The 17,531-nt window shown below is 58.2% G+C and carries 10 protein-coding genes and 1 pseudogene; 7 read left to right on the plus strand and 4 right to left on the minus strand.

Features of this window, described 5'->3' with window-relative positions; translation table 11 throughout:
* Positions 1-1,242 precede the first annotated feature (1,242 nt).
* From ACN8M7_RS14980 to ACN8M7_RS14990, 3 genes and pseudogenes are all read left to right on the plus strand, one after another.
* The gene (locus ACN8M7_RS14980) at positions 1,243-1,593 is read left to right on the plus strand and encodes a hypothetical protein (protein WP_490261262.1); all 351 of its coding nucleotides are present in this window, start codon (positions 1,243-1,245) and stop codon (positions 1,591-1,593) included.
* Positions 1,594-2,592: 999 nt separating this feature from the next.
* A protein-coding gene (locus tag ACN8M7_RS14985; protein ID WP_490261263.1) for an IS3 family transposase occupies positions 2,593-3,733 on the plus strand; the annotation gives its coding sequence in 2 pieces (ribosomal slippage) (positions 2,593-2,855 and positions 2,854-3,733; 1,143 coding nt in all).
* Positions 3,734-3,771: 38 nt separating this feature from the next.
* Positions 3,772-4,227, plus strand: a pseudogene (locus tag ACN8M7_RS14990) (transposase); the annotation flags it as partial.
* 128 nt (positions 4,228-4,355) lie between these two features.
* Here the strand turns inward: ACN8M7_RS14990 and ACN8M7_RS14995 are convergent.
* From ACN8M7_RS14995 to ACN8M7_RS15005, 3 genes are all read right to left on the minus strand, one after another.
* Positions 4,356-4,640 carry a hypothetical protein gene (locus ACN8M7_RS14995; RefSeq protein ID WP_490261264.1) on the minus strand — a complete coding sequence of 95 codons (285 nt, stop codon included), beginning with the start codon at positions 4,638-4,640 and terminating at the stop codon, positions 4,356-4,358.
* A 2-nt stretch (positions 4,641-4,642) separates the two neighbouring features.
* Positions 4,643-11,452, minus strand: a complete 6,810-nt coding sequence (locus ACN8M7_RS15000; RefSeq protein ID WP_490261265.1) for an RHS repeat domain-containing protein — start codon at positions 11,450-11,452, stop codon at positions 4,643-4,645.
* A gap of 299 nt (positions 11,453-11,751) precedes the next feature.
* On the minus strand, positions 11,752-13,455 hold the full coding sequence (locus tag ACN8M7_RS15005) for an amidase (RefSeq protein ID WP_490261266.1): 1,704 nt from the start codon (positions 13,453-13,455) through the stop codon (positions 11,752-11,754).
* Positions 13,456-13,622: 167 nt separating this feature from the next.
* Between ACN8M7_RS15005 and ACN8M7_RS15010 the strand changes: the two genes are divergently transcribed.
* Entirely contained in the window at positions 13,623-13,976 is a 354-nt protein-coding gene (locus tag ACN8M7_RS15010) for a DUF7079 family protein (protein WP_490261267.1), read from the plus strand.
* A gap of 174 nt (positions 13,977-14,150) precedes the next feature.
* The gene (locus ACN8M7_RS15015) at positions 14,151-14,540 is read left to right on the plus strand and encodes a GFA family protein (RefSeq protein WP_490261268.1); all 390 of its coding nucleotides are present in this window, start codon (positions 14,151-14,153) and stop codon (positions 14,538-14,540) included.
* Positions 14,541-14,553: 13 nt separating this feature from the next.
* Here the strand turns inward: ACN8M7_RS15015 and ACN8M7_RS15020 are convergent, their stop codons facing one another.
* Positions 14,554-15,258: a class I SAM-dependent methyltransferase gene (locus ACN8M7_RS15020; protein WP_490261269.1), complete on the minus strand. Its 705-nt coding sequence runs from the start codon at positions 15,256-15,258 to the stop codon at positions 14,554-14,556.
* Positions 15,259-15,414: 156 nt separating this feature from the next.
* Between ACN8M7_RS15020 and ACN8M7_RS15025 the strand changes: the two genes are divergently transcribed.
* Both ACN8M7_RS15025 and ACN8M7_RS15030 read left to right on the plus strand, forming a co-directional pair.
* A complete protein-coding gene (locus ACN8M7_RS15025; RefSeq protein WP_490261374.1) occupies positions 15,415-16,476 on the plus strand; it encodes an AI-2E family transporter in 1,062 nt (353 codons plus the stop codon).
* Between the two features lie 117 nt (positions 16,477-16,593).
* Positions 16,594-17,406: an alpha/beta hydrolase gene (locus ACN8M7_RS15030; protein ID WP_490261270.1), complete on the plus strand. Its 813-nt coding sequence runs from the start codon at positions 16,594-16,596 to the stop codon at positions 17,404-17,406.
* Positions 17,407-17,531: the final 125 nt, after the last annotated feature.

The following is a 17,531-nucleotide window of genomic DNA, read 5'->3' on the forward strand; positions in this document are numbered from 1 at the left end:
TTCGAGGTTTGCATCAGGGCCGGAGGTTAGGCCTGCCCCTCCCAGGACGACACCAAACGGAACATCGGCGATGCACCCGATGGCGGACCAGTTTCATTGTCGACGGTATCGATCCAACCCTGTTGGTCACGCAACTGGCAAATGAACCGACCTGTCCCCCCTTCGCATCGCCCTTCACCGAGGTAGAAAGGACAATACCCCCTCATAGCACTACTCAATCAATTTATATCTGGAACAACTCCCTGGAAGTCTAAAGGCCATCCACCTCACCAAAAACTTCATGCTTATGTTAGGCATAGCTTACAGCGCGCAGGTCAAACATCTACATACAGGCTTGCATCCTGACAAACAATATCAATACCCCAAAAGAACAGCAGAGATCATAAAGCCCACCCCTCCTACATCCTGCCTTTATAAAAGTACCAGCCTGAACCTTCTGCTTTGAGCTTCTTCCAATGTAATCGCTAGCGAATCTCGTGTTTCGAAAGCTCGCTCTTCCTCACCAATAGCTTTGTTCAACATCACTCGCTCACCAGCAATGAGAAAGCTCTGTTTTATCTCACAGCCCAACACAAGGTTAGCCCTTCGCCCAACTAGAGCACCCGCATTACCCTGGACTTCACAGGCCAATACCGTAGAGCCATCTGACAAATGGAAAACATTCGTAACAACCATCTCAGCAACCATATCAAAGCCCTTTATCTTTGAGCACCTGAAGGATTCGCATATCCGCACCACTCAAACCAAGGGCACCTCTAAAACCCGGCTCCGCCCCAAACACAAGGCGTGAAAAGTTGATCAGCACAACGAACTGCGGCCAGCACCTATCGCAACGGGGGCGTTGACCATCAAGGTTTTCCTGACTTATCTGCAACTCAATACAAAACTCAGACGCCTGGAATATCTTCAAACCAGGCCGAATATCTATCAGTGACCGCATAATGAATAATAAGCTCTGCAACTGCCCTTTTTCCCCATGCGTTTTCTCGCTGCGGCTTGCAGCAAATGTTGCATATCATCCACGCCCAGCAAGTATTTGTATCCGACCTCCAAGCCCTCTTGGAGAACTCGACAATCACTGGTCAATAACACGAACTTGGCTTCCCGGGGGGGATCGCAAGCAGAACAGCTTCACTAGATTGCACGGCTATCGTATTAATGGCCTGCTCTACGTTCATAATTCCCTCCAGCATTACCAGTCGAGCGAAACCTCCCCGTGTGGCACCGAACGGCGCATAGGCCATGCGCTCGATGGCTACGCCGATTTCATTGACGACGGTATCGATCGAACCAATTGGTCACGCAACGGGAGATGAACCGACCTATGCCGCCTGTGAAACTACGCAGGTATTGCAGATAGCCATCGAGATAGCGGTTTTGCACACGAGAAGTGCCTTGCACCACTTCCTCGAACTACCCTTCGTCAAGATAGAATGTAGTGCTGCCGTCAGTACGCTGGAAGAAGCGTTTGCGCTGCGGGTGGTATTGGAATTCGCCAACATGACCGCCTGCACTGATGCTCAGGGGGTTGCCGTACAGGCTGCAGGTGATCTAACGGCCAGAGCCACTGATCTGATTGCCCTTGCGTCATAGCAATAACTTCCCGCCGGACTGCGCAAAACGATGAGGCCCAGGGTCGCTGAAGCCCTTGCTAGCCCAGGAGGCCTTTCCGGTACTGCCGTACTATCCGTACTACAAGATGCAATTGCGCAGGTTCCGTGCCAGATTGCCAAGGTCATCGTAGGCTATAGACGTCCTTGAGCGCCTGCTCACGGAAGGCTCGGGGGCTGCTCAACAATCGCTGCAGTGGGTCGTAGGCAAATCCCTCTCTGTAGCCGCGAGCATCTTCACGGGCCAGCAGAGCGCCATTCTGCCCGTAGGTATAAATCAGGTTCTGCAGATCATAAATAAATCTGTCACCTTTTCATCTGTCGATGCCCAGGCCCACGGTACCGATTCGGAACAGGCGCTACTCGACCCCGTCATCGAAGCCACGCGCTCGCTACGCGGTGCTGATACCCACTACACCGCCGACGCCGGCTATCACAGTCGTAAGGCACTCGAGAGCCTGGAGGCGGCGGGCATCTCTGCCTTTATTCCCGACAACGGTTACCGCAAACGGGACGAGCGCTACGCCGGGCAGCAACACCATACGGCCAAGCCCGATCCGCTCTGGGACAAGGGGCTGAAACGCATCAGCAGCCACTGCTACACGCCGGCTGACTTTTACTTCGATCCACAGCAGAAGATCTGTATCTGTCCGGCGGGCAAGCAGCTATATGGCAACGGCAGTCACTGCCTGATCAAGGGCCAGCCGGCGATCAAGTTCAAGGGCACCCTACGCGATTGCCTGAGTTGCCTGCAACGCAAGTAGTGCCTGCGCACGCCGGAGAAAACTGCGGCGCGCCAGGTCGCGTTCTTCCTGCCGAAGACAGAGCAGGAGAATGTCCTGACGCGCATGCGCCAACGCATCGACAGCGACATCGGGCGTGAGATGATTACCCGCCGCTTTGCCACCGTGGAGTGTTGTGGCTCAATGATTCTGGACACCCCGATAGGGCGTTAAGCTTCGCCCAGCCATGAGGTGTTTGCGTGACCAGAAGATCATTCAGTACAGATTTCAAGCTCGAAGCAGCCGGCCTGGTTTTGGATCAGGGGTACACCATTCCTGAAGCCTGCAAATCGATAGGCGTAGGCCCGACTGCATTGCGTCGCTGGGTAGAGCAACTGCGCAGCGAGCGTGGCGGCACGACACCGCCACGCAGCAAAGCCCTGACGCCTGAACAAAGGCGCATACAGGAACTGGAGGCCCAGGTTCGACGCCTGGAGCGGGAGAAAGAAATCCTAAAAAAGCTACCGCTCTCTTGATGTCGGACTCCCTCGATCAGTAGCGCTGATTGAGGCATTGGGTGAGCGGTATCCACGAGCCGAACTGTGCCGAGTGTTCAATGTGCAGCGCAGTAGCGTTTACGAAGCATGCAAACGCCGTCGCCGGGTTGATCACAGGCGAATTGCCTTGCGACATCTGGTTGCCGAGCTTCATGCACAAAGTCGTGGTTCTGCTGGAGCCAGAACATTATCGGCAGCGCTACGAATACAGGGCGCGCAGGTTGGTCGCTTTCTGGCTGGGCGCCTGATGAAAGAAGCCAGGCTATTCAGCTCGCAATGTCGCAAGCATCGCTACCGCAAGGCCGATGGTGAAAGCGCCATTGCGGCCAACACACTGGGTCGGCAGTTCACAGTGAGCGCCCCCAACCAAGTGTGGTGCGGTGATGTGACATGCCTCTGGGCGGGTAACCACTGGATCTACCTGGCAGCAGTCATGGATTTGTATGCGCGCCGCATCGTCGGTTGGGCACTGTCCAATCGACCTGATTCACAGCTCACGACACGCGCGTTACGCGTGGCCTACGAGTCCCGAGGTTGCCCGCAACAGTTGATGTTTCACTCAGACCAGGGTTGCCACTACACCAGCATTGAATTCCGCCAGATGCTCTGGCGCTACCGTATCAAGCAGAGCATGAGCCGCCGCGGCAACTGTTGGGACAACGCACCGATGGAGCGTTTTTTCAGAAGCCTGAAAACGGAATGGATACCAGAGCATGGCTATGTCAGCCAGGGGCAAGCTGAGGCTGATGTGCTGCGCTACCTGACGGGTTACTACAACCATCAACGACCACACAGCTACAACGGATACAGAACGCCAGCGGAAACCGAATCACTGGCCGGATAAACCTAAACCAGTGTCCAGTTTTCGTTGACCACAACAGTCGAGCGTTTCCTGTGTACGAGAGCGTGCATGACCGTGAAGGTTGCCCTCAGCGTCAGAGGCAACTGCTCGATGCACTGGAAGCCATGCTTCCCAACCAATGCGTGCCGATTTTGGTAACGGATGCTGGATTTCGTCGCCCCTGGTTCCAGGCTGTCGAAGCCAAGGGATGGTATTACGTGGGGTGCACCCGCAATCGTGATCTTTATCGCGACGAGAAAGGCTAATGGCAGTCGATCAAGCAGCTCTACTTGCAGACGACATCGAGCGCACGCTCACTTGGCCAAATCGAGATGACGCGCAGTGCGCCGCACCGGGTTGCGTTGTACGACATTCACCAGCCGCCCAAGGGCAAGAAACATCGACGCGTGACAGGCAGCATCGCGCACAGCAAGCTCAGCTGGCAGAACGCCCGTCGTGAACAAGAGCCCTGGCTGCTCGCCAGCAATCGGCCAGAGATTTATCCTACTCAGCACTCAGATGGAGCCATTGCTACGTGACGAGGCTCACCGGCAAGCTCAGGCACTGGAGTAGATTTGTGGGGACGCCTCATTGTCTGCCCTCTTTTTGCAGCCCTTTTTTGTAGTCAATGTCTATAAGGAGGCTCATGATTTTTTTCTAGGAAAACCTCTACACCGACCTCTCCCGTTCGGCGATCCACCCGGGCACAGGTGATTACCTTGGCGTCAAGCGGCCGTTCACCAGCGATATAGAGTTCAAAAATCCCTTCGCTCTCAGTAAGTTGGGTACCTAGTGTCAAATTTTCCGAATCACTCCCCTGTAGCCTTGGATATGGCATCAGAGCATCGTGTGTGGCCCTCTTTGCGATGTTTTCCATTTCCTTGAGGTTCAATAATTTTTTCTTGCTCATGATTATGGCATCCACCCTTGAAGGCTATCGCTCCGTGGCGTAAACATACTCCGTTGCCCCATTGAATTAAATATTGAACTTCGCTGGCCCCCCATCGCCTCAAGAACCGCTCGATCTCCAATAGACGAACGCAATACACCAGCCCCTCCCGGGTGCGTATGCAAGGACCAGCGCCAACCTTGGCTAGCCAATTGCGAGGCCATATCTGGAGTGATTGGCACCGAACCAGAGTCACCTCGAAATATCAAGCGACGCCCACCGACGGAGAACATAGCGAATTCGTCGCCCGTCGCGGCAGTCAATGCCGACAGATCGCGTTGACCAAATGACTTATGAGCAATCGTGCTGGAACCAAACTCCGGTAGCTGTTCCAACACGGTAGACTGGCGGGAATTCAGCGTGCCGAACCCTCGGAAAATGGCAGCAGGATTTCCAATCGCCGGATTAGCGGCAATAGTCAAACCATTGCTTGAAGTTCTTACTGCCAACACCCGGAAACTTCCCGCCAACCCAGTTGCCAGCCCACCTATACCAATCAACCCATCGCCATAGCGCTGATCAATATTGCTCGGTTCCAGAAAGGGCTGAACGTAACTATTTATGGTTTTTGAATAAAGAGACATCTGCGGATTTGTCATAAGTGCTATCTGCAGTCCGCCATTCGTCAAGCTCTTGGCACCACCTATCGCCACATCAAACCAACTAGATGGAGCATTACCTGCAAAGAGGTTGTAGAAAACCAACCCCATATTCTGCGTGGCTAATTGGAACCAGTTACTTGGAGCTCCAGCCTCCTCCAGTGCATATCCCGTCGGATCCACCCCACTGAACGGCGAGTTGAACCCATACGAATACCGATTGAACGCCTGCCCATTGGTCGTGTCCTGATAGACGATATCGGCACTGAGGAAGCGTCCCAGAGTCGGGTCGTAAACCCGGCCGTTCATATGGATCAGCCCACTATCGGGTAGGTGCTCGTGGTCGGTAAATCCGCGGCGGGTGGTCAGCAGCACTGCTGGGCTGTCGGACCAGTCTGCACCACGTAAACCACCAAAGGGGGCGTAGCTGCGTCTTTCCACCAATGCGCCGTTAGCGTCGGTGACGCTTTCCAGCGAACCTAGCTGATCGCGTAGCTGGTAGTGCAGCTGGTACTGGCTACTGCCGTGGTTGCGCTGTACTTGTAGGTAGTCACCAATGTAGCTGTTCTGCCAGCGCTGACTGCCGTTCAGGTGTTCTTCAAAGCGGCCTTCGTCGAGGTACACCGTGCCCCTGTTGCTGCCGGAAACCAATAGGTAGCGCCGGCGTTCGGGGTCGTAGCTGAAATCGCTATGCTGGTTGCTGGTGCTGATGCGCAGGGGTTTGTCGTACAGGCTGTAGCTGACCGTGCGCCCTGGGCCGCTGAGCTGGTTGCCACGGGAGTCGTAGCAGTAGTCGCCAGCATTGCTGCGCAGTACGGCGTGGGGGCCGGGGGTAACGCCATTGCCGCAGGCACTTTGACCGGCGGCGTCGTACTGACCGTAGCTCAGGCTGGTGAAGTGTGGGCTTTGCAGAAGGTTGCCCAGGCCGTCATAGACGTAGCTGTCGTGCACTGTCTGGCCGTCGGCCAGAGTGCGGGTGCTGCTGGTCAAACGGTTCAGCAGGTCGTAGCTGAAGGTTTCCTTGTAGCCTCGGCCATCGTCACGGGCCAGCAGTACGCCGTTTTGTCCGTAGGTGTAGGTCAGGTCTTGCAACGTGCCGACAGCGCCTGTGCTGTGCAGGCTCGTTAGCCAACCGGCACCTGGCGTATAGGTGTAGTTGCTGACCACGCCATTGCCATAAGTCACCCGGGTGATCTGGCCCCGTTCGTTCTGGCTGTTGATGGTGCGCAACGATTTGCCGCTGACAAAGTCAGTTTCGCCACTGGCATAGCCATAACCGTTGTAGTCGTTGACATAGCGGAAACCGCTGGCGTCCTGGACGATATGCGGACGGTTGAAACCGTCGTAGACCTGCCCGTCGGTGTAGTTCAGAGTCTGGCCGGCAGCCTGGATGGTGGTCTTCCGCACGTAAGGGCGGGACAGTTCATCGTAGCTGTAGACCTGCATGAAACCCTGGTCGGTACGGCCCATACCGGCCAGCTTACCGATGCCGTTGGGGGCGCTGTCGTAAGTCCAGATGGACTCCTCGACCGTCCCCCCTTGTGGATTGATATCCTGACGACGAACCATACGTCCCAAGCGGTCGTAGCGCTGGCGGATCTTGCTGCCATCGCTGGCAGTCACCTCACCGATCTGGCCAAACCCGTCGACGCTCATGGTCTGCAGGCCACTGTTCGGATCCTGAAGCGAGATGCGGTTACCGGCCACGTCATAGGTCATGAGCACGTCGGTCGCTTGCGCGCCATTGACGCGGGTTGCAGCCAGGTTGCCGTCAGGATCGTAGAGGTAGCGGACACTGGTGGCGACCGAGCTGCCCACAGCATTGATACTGACCTCCAATTGACCCAGGGCATTACTTTCTCGTCGTTCGGTACGGCTCTGAGCACCACCGGCCTCGTAGGTCAGGGTGTATTGCCGCCAGGTACCACCCTCCGTTCGTGAACCGTAAGTGAATGACAACGCAGCACCGCCACTGAGCTGCCGGGTCAAAGGTCGGTCACGGTTATCCCAGGTCGACAGCAGATAGTTCGGCGTAGCGCCGCTGTAGGGCTCACTCTGTTTGATCAATCGCCCCAGGGCATCGAATTGGCTGTCGGTATTGATCCAGCCGCCGTCGTATCCCTGGTGACGCTCGCGCACTGCACGAGCGAGCTGATCCAGATAAGTCCACTGCTCTGGCGCACCTTGTAAACCGGAACCGGAAACAGTGCGTTTTCTTATGGCAGCAACCGCCCCGGCAGGGCAGGACACCATCCCACCACATATGCTGTAAGTCGTTAGCTCGGTGGCGCCACCTGGTCGGCTAACCTGGGTTTCACGCCCAAAGGCGTCGTAGCTGTAGGTGGTTATGAGCCCGTTGGCATCCGTTACCGTCAATGGGTTGCCGGTAACACGGTCGTACGTGGTGGATTGCGTATGCCCAAGGGCGTTCTGTTGCGATGTCGGCCAAGGGCCTTGGAAAGCACTTTGTGTGGAGGTTCGGGCCTCCTGACCAGCAGTCGTCTCAGTGGTACTGACAACACGGCCGGCGCCATCACGCCCATAGCTGACCGAAAGCTGCGCCGCCCCCGCCCCGGCATAGCGCACTTCACTGGCAACAGCGAGCGTCCCGGGTACGGCGGTATAAGTGTGAGTGCGCGAACGACTTTGCCCGCCACTGCTGCTTTGCGTGGTTTCACTCGCCAAGAAGCCCAGTAACCACTGACTTTCGTCATTATTGAAGCTACGGGTCTTGGAAATGGTGTGCAGAGGCGTGCTTAACCCTGCAACGGTCGACGCCGTACGTGTAATGGTGCTTTGAGCATTGCCGTAAGTGTCGTGTGTTTGCGTGGACTGGCTGACTGCCACCACCGCCCCACCCTCAAATTGCTCCTGCGTGCTGACGGCAACGTAGGGGTAATAGGCTTTCCCCGAAATCGGTTCGAGCTCTTCCCACTGCTGTGTAGTGCGCGAAATTAGCTGGCTGTCCTGCTGGATTTCATCCTTGCTAACGGCACCAATGAACGGGAAGTCCTGGCGTAGGGTACGAGTTCGTGTTTGGTTACGAGCTAGGTCTTTCGCTTCGATCGAAGCAAAGCCAAGAAAGCCACGCCCTAATCGATTCAAGCGTGCACCGCGATATTTGTATTCATGGCTGGCTTGGCCACCCACGCCATTGGCGATCAGCAGCGTGCTGACTACAGGCTTGGGCGAACGCACGGCCATATCAGGGAATGCAACATTGGTGGCAGGCGTATGAATGGCGGTGTCATTCAGTTTTCCGTAGTTGATTTCAACGGTGTTGCCTGCCCCGTTATCGACTTTGCTGAGTAGCTCAGGGTACTGCCGGGCCTGCGCAAAATGTTGCCACTGCTGACCTACCAGCCTAGTCGTACCATATGAAACCTCAACCACCGGAGTTCCCAAAAGCACTTCATCCACACCCTTGCCGGTGTAATCGGCAGGAAACATTTCAAACGGGTCGATCTTGACGCCCTCATAGTTGTATCCACAGGTGATGGCCGTACCGATATAGAAAAAGTACTCCAACGAGTCGGCAATCGCCGTGTTGCCCTGCCTACGGTGGTCGGCTATTAACGCTCGGGACTCATTGACCAATTGCCTACAGTTAGGCGTCAGCTTGGAGACATCAGAATGGAACGCGCGGCTGACCGGGATACCGGTAGCAATCCTTTCGAAGGTCGAACCGGTAAAGCGCAGCAGATAGAACAGTGCGTCCTGCCCCGGATAAATGATCTCCTGAGCGCCATCACCATCGTGATCCAGCGCTTTGGCCGGATAGTCCGCAGCGGCGCTGCGAATTTTATAGAGCGGCAGCACTTCGGCTGAAGAATAAGGCGTGTCGATTCGCTGGAACATCGAACCGGAGGGAGAAGCACCGGTGTTCAACAGCACTGACAAGGTACTGTTCGCCCCTTGCACCACGTAGTCGGGTAATCCATCGCCGTTTACATCGGCGCTGACAGCACGATCGGCGTTCACCCCCATGGAAACTAGCGAGCTGTCACTCAGTGCGACCCCATTCTTCAATATCGCACCATGCAGCACCCCAGCTTTCTGGGTGATCAGCTGCACCCCACCGGACGGGTCAAGCCCCAAAGGCACCAACCAGGGATATTTCGCCAGAGTGAACCCCGGCAACCAGTTCACCTTGGTAAAGGTCGGTGTCTGCGTATTACCGCTATTTAAAAATACGCTCCACTGACCACTCACCGGCAACAACAAGTCATCTCTGCCATCATTGTTGGCGTCGAGGGTGCTGCCTGAAATCATAGAAATCGTGAACAATCCCGGCGCATAGCTGGTAAGAACGCCAGTACCATCGGTTTGCCAGGCATCGCTAATGGGAACCTCACCATTCTTGGTCAGCGCGAACCAACGCAGTGTCTTGACCGCATTATTGTTCGACGAGGAGATTATCTTGAAGTAGTAGAGCTCTTCGGTACCGTCACCATCGAAATCGAAACGACCTAGCGAGACAGGAAACTGATTGCCCTCAAATAGCACTTGCTCGGTCAGTGTGGAGCCATTGGATTTGATCAGACCGATACGCGCGGCCTTACTGGCCATAGAGAAATAGCTACGTGCGAATTCTTTTGCGCCATCACCATTCCAGTCCACTGGCACAAAACTCGGCCCCATCGTGCGAGTTACGTAGAAATCCTGAGCAATTTTGAGGCTGGGCATCCATTGCAGTGCTTGCTTCAGGTAACTGAAAGCAACCGATTGCTGACAGGCTTTACCCTCACTTCCCCATTGACAGGCTTGCACGCTGGAAAGGACGCTATAGAGCGGGTTATCCAATGCCGGGTTGTAGCTCAGCTGATAACGCATCGCTTGGGCTCCTGCCGCCTTTACATCAAGCGCCGAAATGACCTTGCCGGTTTCGCTATAACCACCACCGCGATATTGGCGAAGGGTGTAAGGCAGGGTCTGATAAACGAAACTCACGACGATGTCGGAATAACTGATTTGCGTCGGGATGACTGAACTGGCGCCCACCTCATAACTGTATTGCACTGCATTGCCAAAACCATCCGTTCTGGACTTTATCGCCCAAATGTATTCGGCGACTTTGCCTTTGCTGTTGATCGTTGCATTACCGCCACCGTACTGCAGGGTTTCGCCAGCTCGGGTTTTTATCTCAAAGGTCAGAGCATTATCCGAGCCCTTCAGTGTTATCCGATTGAAACCGTCAAGTTCGGTTCGATAAACACTGCCCACTTGTAGATATTGCCCAGATATCAGTTGAAGGCGCATACCATCTAGACAAAGTTTGTCGGCCACTGCCAAAGCCACGGGGATATTGGCGCCGTCCTGCACAATGGTAGAGGCACAGCGCTGGATGGTAGATAGCCCTCCCAGCCCCCAGCCACGCCCCAGCACACCATTCTGGCCAAGGCCAACGTAAGTCACGGATAGCGCCGGCTGCATGCCATTGATGCCTGCGGGAGCGGCAATAGGCAGGCTGTACTGAGCGTCGCCACCGAGCCCCACACTCACTTCAGGCAAGGTCAGATTGAGAGCACTGTAACTTTCCGGGGCATCGCCAATTTCCAGGTTGTCTGAGGTCTTGGCGACAAGAGGCATGGCGCTACTGGTGAGATTACTATCAACCAGCAAGGTATCGCTTCCATGCAGCGGGTGAGTAACACGCACAAACAATTTACCGTTTCGGCTCTTGCCCAGAAATTCGATTTTTGCCCCGGAACTGGCAGCGATGTCCGCCCCCATGGACTGCCCTGTCCCTTGGTAAATAATGCTTTTCTTGGACTCTATAGCACTTACGACAAGTAACTCTCCACTGGATTCGTTGGGTTGCATGACCAAATCGAACAGTTGATCGCCATCGACATCAACAGCCTCGAGTTTATAGGGCGCAGGTAACCAGTCAGTATTCGCGAGCCGAGCATCGTCGAACTCATAAATGGAGACATAGCTGTAGCCCTCACGCAAAAGCATGCGGCTTTTGAACGGCGCCTTCTCGACAATTGGCTTGGGAACCCCAGCTACACTGACATCCACTGCCTTCAGGTAGATGTCCGCCTGGCCATCGGCGTTGTAGTCACCAATATAGGCCTCAAGGTGTTTGATACTCCATTCACTGGCGTCAGCTGGTGCTAAAAACACCGTCAGAGATGAAAAAATTAAAACCGCAACTAAGCGAATAGACATAACTCTCGCCTTCCATAGCTGATAGAGGTTTCAAAGCACGATGGCGGCTATAAATAAGTGGCCAACAGGCAGTCGTCAATATCGTCACCCAGAAAAGCTACACTTTTATAACTATTCAAACCTTTGGTTTGGGTGCACAGGAAAGCAGAAACACATGCGACTAGAGACGGTTAAGGCTCGCCATTTCGCACCCGTATCCGTTGCCTCTCAATTCTTCCATGACTACGCGTGGGTTAACGATTACATGAAAGGCGGGGTTCCTTATGAAGCCCCGCAAGCTCAGTTCAACTAATTGCAACTCACGCCAGTGGCGGCGTGCGCGGCGGCACCTGGCGCTTGCTGCCGGTCGACTCATAGGCCGCCGCCAGTTGCAGCAACGCCGAGTCGTCGTAGGCACGGCCGGCGAAGGTCAGGCCCACCGGCATGCCGATATCGGCCATCACACCCATCGGCACGGTAACGGTGGGCACGCCCTGATGACGGATCGCCAGGTTGCCGTTGGCGACCCAGATGCCGTTGCTCCAGGCGATGTCGGCCGACTCCGGATTGACGTCGGCATCGGCCGGCCCCACATCCGCCACGGTAGGGAAAAGCACCGCGTCGAGCTTGAGCTCGTCCATCCAGTCTTCCAGATCCAGCTTGCGGGTCTGCTCCAGAGCGCGCATGCCATCCGGCACGCTGGGAATTTCGCTCCACGACTTGAGGCCGCGCTGGGCCATGCGCACGTATTCGTCCATGCCGAAGGCCAGGTCATCCTCGCGGTTGGGCAAGGTGCCGGGATCGTGGGGAAAGATCTGCGGGCCGTCGACGTCGGCCAGGCGATTGAGTTTCGGGTCGCCATTGGCACGCAGGAAGTCGTCGAACGCCCAGCCCGACAGCTCCCCCAACTCGTCAAGCAGGAACTGGTGTGGCACCAGGCCGCGGTTATATACGGTCGGCGCGCCGGGGCGGTCACCCTCGCAGTTCGACACCAGCGGGAAATCCACCTCGATCACCGTGGCACCGGCCTGCTCCAGTACCGCGCGCGCCTGCTCCCACAGCTCGATCACCGAGTCGCGAGTGTGGATGCGCTGCCCGGTTGGCCCGCCAATGCCGGGCTGTTCGCTGGTGCCGGCTGCCTCGTCCTTATTGATGTACATGCGCGGCACACCCAGGCGCTTGCCCGCCAGTGCGTCGGCCTTGGCTGCCAGGGCCAGGTAAGACTCGGGGCGCACCTCGGAAGCTTTCGGGATCGGCACCCAGGGCTGCAAACGCCAGAGGTCGCCACGGTTGTCGGCATCGTCGGCCACCACCACGTCGAGCACTTCGAGCAGATCGGCCATGCTGCGGGCGAATGGCACCACCACGTCCATGGTCGGCGTCAGCGGCCAGTTACCGCGTACCGAGATCACCCCGCGCGACGGCGTGTAGGCGCACAGGCCGTTGTTCGAAGCCGGGCCACGTCCGCTGGACCAAGTTTCCTCGGCCAGACCAAAGGCGCAGAAGCTCGCAGCGGTCGCGGTACCGGCACCGTTGGATGAGCCCGAGGCGAACGGCGCGGTCAGGTAATCGGCGTTGTACGGGCTTTCCGCGCGGCCATAGACGCCGCGCTGCATGCCGCCATTGGCCATCGGCGGCATGTTGGTCTTGCCCAGGCAGATGGCGCCAGCGGCACGCAGGCGCTCGACGGTGAAGGCATCACGTTGCGCCACCAGGTCCTTGAACGCCGGGCTGCCGGAGGCGGCCGTCAGGCCCTTGACCAGGTAGCTGTCCTTGGCGGTGTAGGGAATGCCATCGAGCGGGCCGAGGGTTTCGCCACGGGCGCGGCGCGCATCGGAGGCCTCGGCCTCCTTCAGCGCATCGGGGTTGTGTACCACCACCGCGTTGAGCCGGGTCGGCGTATCCGGGCCGTCGTAAGCCTCGATACGCGCCAGATAGGCCTTGACCAGCTCGACCGCCGTGGTGCGGCCGGACTCCAGCGCGGCGCGCAGCTCGGCAATGGAAACTTCGGTTACCTCGATCATGGTGTCATCACTCGCAGATGGCGGGCCGGCATCATGGCCCCGGATACGAAAACAGGCCCCGATGATACATGCCACCAGGCTGTCGCAGCAGCCGCGCCAATGGCCAGGATGCGCGCCAGCCATTACAGTCTCGCCACCGAGTCCGCCGCTGTGGGCACAACAGGCTTATGACCCGCGAAGAACGCATCCATCTGTGGTCCGCGCTGTCGGAGGTATTCGTCGACAACGAAGTCGACTACGCCCGCATCGCCCGTCAGGTGGCAGGTTTCGACCGCGCCATGGTGCAAGCCGCCTTCTTTGAGGACGTCGCGCCCGCCTGCTACTCCAACATGCTCGCGCCCATCCCCCCGATCTGGACCGGCTTCGACAGCGTCTGGCTCGGCGAAACCATCGAGCGTACCCGCACCGCCAGGCAGCACTCCAGCCTGCGCCGCCTGCGCGACCGGTTCTTCATCGCCTACCTGCGCCGCGCGCTGAAAGCGGACTGGGCGAAGATCGCGCAAGAACTGGATCGCCTCTGAAACCGGGCTAACGCCCCAACTCCCGCAGCCAGGCCAACAACTTGGCGTGCAGGCTTTCGGGCTCCGGTGCACGTCGGCTATTTCACTCCGCTCGCGTTGGCCAGCCAGCGCTGGTAGCGCAGCGAACCTTTGCTATGGTGGCCGCTACACGCCCACGCACTGGAGGACTCCAACATGGATCGACTTACCGGCGGCTGCCTCTGCGGCCAGGTGCGCTTCGAAACCAGTGGCCAGCCTTATCGGGTCGGCGTTTGTCACTGCATGGATTGCCGCAAGCACCACGGCGCCCTCTTCCACACCTCGGCGATATTCCCGCAGGACGCGGTGAAGGTAGAAGGTGAAACCGGCGAGTACGCCGGCCGCCACTTCTGCCCGCGCTGCGGCTCGTCGGTGTTCGCACGCTCGGCGGATGAAATCGAGGTCAACGTCGGCTCGCTGGATGAACCGAACCGCTTCACCCCCACCTACGAACTCTGGACCATCCGCCGCGAAGCCTGGCTACCGCCCTTGCCTTTGGAGCGGCACTACCCACGCGACCGCGACCACAGCACGCGCCACGAGTAAAACCGCTCGCGGTTCAGGCATCGGCTTCGCGCCGGCTGACCCAGCCGTGCATCAGCCCGGCCTGGAAGAACTGCACCGGAGCAATGAACCCGGCCGCCTGGATGATGCCAGCCACCTGCGGCGCCGGCAGCACCGCCACATCACGGGCGTAGGCCGCACGGGCGCGCTCCAGCATCTGCGCATCGACCCCGGCGGCAGCCATCAGCGTCATCCAGCCTGGTAGTAGAACTTCGTAGGCCGGCGACTGGATATCCGCCGCCAGATCGACACTGGCCAGCATCCCGCCTGACTTGAGGCGCTGCGCGATCTGGGCGAAGAACCCGGTACGCAGCATAGGGTCGAGCAAGAACTGCGACACCAGAAAACAGGTAGCGCCGTCATAGGCCGCCCCAGGCGCCAGCGTATCTAGATAGCCTTCGTGAAAGTCGCAGCGCGAGGCAAAGCCGCCGCGCTCCGCGCGCTGGCGGCAGACCTCAAGCATCGCCCCGGACGGATCCAGTGCGGTGAAGCGCCAGCCCGGAAAGCGCTCGGCCAGGTGCGCGATTTCCGCCCCCGTGCCGGTGCCCACGCACAGTATCCGCGCGTCGGCCGGCAGATCGATGAACAGCGCATCGAGCAGCAGATAAAGCGCCTCCCGAATCGGCGCCATCCCCGCCCACTGCTTGTCGTAACCCGCCGCCTGCTGATCGAACAGCGCCTTGATTTCCTCATCCCGCATGGCCATGCCTCCGTCGAATGTTCATCCTCATGCCTTCCAGTATCCCAGAGCTGTCAATCCCCCTCGCCGCACGGCTGCAAGCCCGACCTAACTTTGTGGGCACTTTGCCAGAGCATCGGGGGACTAACTGGCATGTCCCTTCGCAGCGAACCCGATATGCAGAACCCGACCTTCGAACAGAAAGCCTTCATCCTGCTGCTCGTCCTGGTGACCATCGCCTTCTTCTGGATACTGCTGCCGTTCTACGGCGCGGTGTTCTGGGCCATGGTCCTGGCCGTGGTGTTTTCGCCCCTGCAGGAACGCCTGCTCCGCCGCATGGGCGGGCGAGGCAATCTGGCTGCCCTGCTGACGTTGATCATCTGTCTGCTGGTGGCGATTCTGCCGGTGATCTTCATCACCTCTGCGGTGGTGGCCGAAGGCACCGCCCTGTATCAGAAACTGGAGTCAGGCGAGCTGGACGCAGGCGCCTACGTCACCAGCGGCATACGCATGCTACCGCCATCGATACAGGATCAGCTGGCCCGCGTCGGCATCTCCAACCTCGACGGCCTGCGCGAACAGATTTCCAAGGGCGCCATGGCCGGCAGTCAGTACCTGGCCACCAAGGTATTCGCCATCGGCCAGGGCACCTTCGAGTTTTTCGTCAGTTTCTTCGTCATGCTCTACCTGCTGTTCTTCCTGCTGCGCGACGGCAAGGAGCTGGTGCACAGGATTCGTAGCGCCATCCCACTGGCCGGCAACACCAAGCGCCGCCTGCAGATCAAGTTCACCCGTGTGGTACGCGCCACGGTAAAGGGCAACGTGGTGGTCGCCGCCGTCCAGGGTGCGCTCGGCGGCTTCATCTTCTGGGCGCTGGGCATCTACAGCCCGCTGCTGTGGGGGGTGCTGATGGCCTTTCTGTCACTGCTGCCGGCAGCAGGCGCCGGCATCATCTGGGCGCCCGTAGCCATCTACCTGATGCTCAGCGGCAGCCTGGTGCAGGGCATCATCCTCACCGCCTTCGGCGTGCTGGTGATCGGCCTGGTGGACAACATCCTGCGCCCCATCCTGGTCGGCAAGGACACCCGCATGCCCGACTACCTGATCCTCATCTCCACCCTTGGCGGCCTGGCCCTCCTCGGCCTCAACGGCTTCGTGATCGGCCCGCTGGTGGCGGCGCTGTTCGTCGCCAGCTGGAATCTGTTCGGGGCGAAGAAGAAGGTCAGGTTGCCGGTGTGAACCGGCCACGGTTCACGCAGACGCTCTAACCAAGAAGGCAATGCGGCAGTTCGCCCTAGCGCCTATTCAACACAGCAGTGATACAAGATTCAGACATCACGCAGCTTTGGACTGGAAATGGACTTCAGCGAATACGGAAAACCCACCGGCAAACCGGTCGTTTACTTCCACGGGGTACCGAGCTCGCCTTCTGAGGCCTCCATATTCGACGCACCCGCCCGAGAGCAGGGCCTACGCATCCTTTGCTTCGACCGTTTCGCCATCGTCCCATCCATCACCGGCGCCGAGTACTACCGACAGATCGCCCAGGCAATCAGCGAGACCGTGCAAGGTGCTCCGGTCGACTTCATCGGTTTTTCCCTCGGCACGCATGCCGCATTGGAAGTCAGCGCCCTCATGCCGGGCCAGGTCCGCAGCCTGCATCTGATTTCCGCCGCCGCCCCGCTCGACGGTGGGGACTTCCTCAATAAGATGGCTGGCAAGGCCGTGTTCTCACTGGCCCAGCGCAGCCCAGGCTTGTTCCACTGGCTGGTGAAGTGGCAGGCGCTGCTGGCCAAGCGAGCACCGCAGATGCTGTTTCGCATGCTGTTCGCCAGCGCCCAGGGACAGGATCGGGAGTTGGTGAAATCACCGGAGTTCAGGGCGCTTATCGGCCAGGTCTTGCAGCAATGCTTTGCCCAAGGTACGACCGGCTACACGCGGGATATTCGGCAGTATCTCCAGCCCTGGTCAGCCAGCGCCTTCGCCAGCGAAGCAGATGTCTGCCTGTGGCATGGCACGGCAGACAACTGGTCGCCATTCGGGATGTCGGGACATCTGGCTGAGTGCTTCCCAAGCGACGCGCGCATCGAGCGGATGGAGGGGCTTTCTCACTACTCGTGCTTGTATGCCGCAGCGCCGATGATCTGTGCGTTGCTCGCCTCGATCTAGGCTCTGACCACTATTGGCTAGGCCTTTCCGGAGATTCTGTCCTATCGCGCCACCGCATCAAGGTACAGCGCATCGCTCAGGACCGCCGCGGGGCACACCACACGCAACAGCTTACGAAACCTCGG

This window comes from Pseudomonas spartinae (genome assembly GCF_965197125.1).
GTDB lineage: Bacteria > Pseudomonadota > Gammaproteobacteria > Pseudomonadales > Pseudomonadaceae > Aquipseudomonas > Aquipseudomonas composti_A.

Bases quoted from the DNA above. Each gene is read 5' to 3' on its own strand.
- ACN8M7_RS14980 (WP_490261262.1), top strand. From the start codon at position 1,243: ATGCGCTCGATGGCTACGCCGATTTCATTGACGACGGTATCGATCGAA.
- ACN8M7_RS14995 (WP_490261264.1), bottom strand. From the start codon at position 4,640: ATGAGCAAGAAAAAATTATTGAACCTCAAGGAAATGGAAAACATCGCA.
- ACN8M7_RS15000 (WP_490261265.1), bottom strand. From the start codon at position 11,452: ATGTCTATTCGCTTAGTTGCGGTTTTAATTTTTTCATCTCTGACGGTG.
- ACN8M7_RS15005 (WP_490261266.1), bottom strand. From the start codon at position 13,455: ATGATCGAGGTAACCGAAGTTTCCATTGCCGAGCTGCGCGCCGCGCTG.
- ACN8M7_RS15010 (WP_490261267.1), top strand. From the start codon at position 13,623: ATGACCCGCGAAGAACGCATCCATCTGTGGTCCGCGCTGTCGGAGGTA.
- ACN8M7_RS15015 (WP_490261268.1), top strand. From the start codon at position 14,151: ATGGATCGACTTACCGGCGGCTGCCTCTGCGGCCAGGTGCGCTTCGAA.
- ACN8M7_RS15020 (WP_490261269.1), bottom strand. From the start codon at position 15,258: ATGCGGGATGAGGAAATCAAGGCGCTGTTCGATCAGCAGGCGGCGGGT.
- ACN8M7_RS15025 (WP_490261374.1), top strand. From the start codon at position 15,415: ATGCAGAACCCGACCTTCGAACAGAAAGCCTTCATCCTGCTGCTCGTC.
- ACN8M7_RS15030 (WP_490261270.1), top strand. From the start codon at position 16,594: ATGGACTTCAGCGAATACGGAAAACCCACCGGCAAACCGGTCGTTTAC.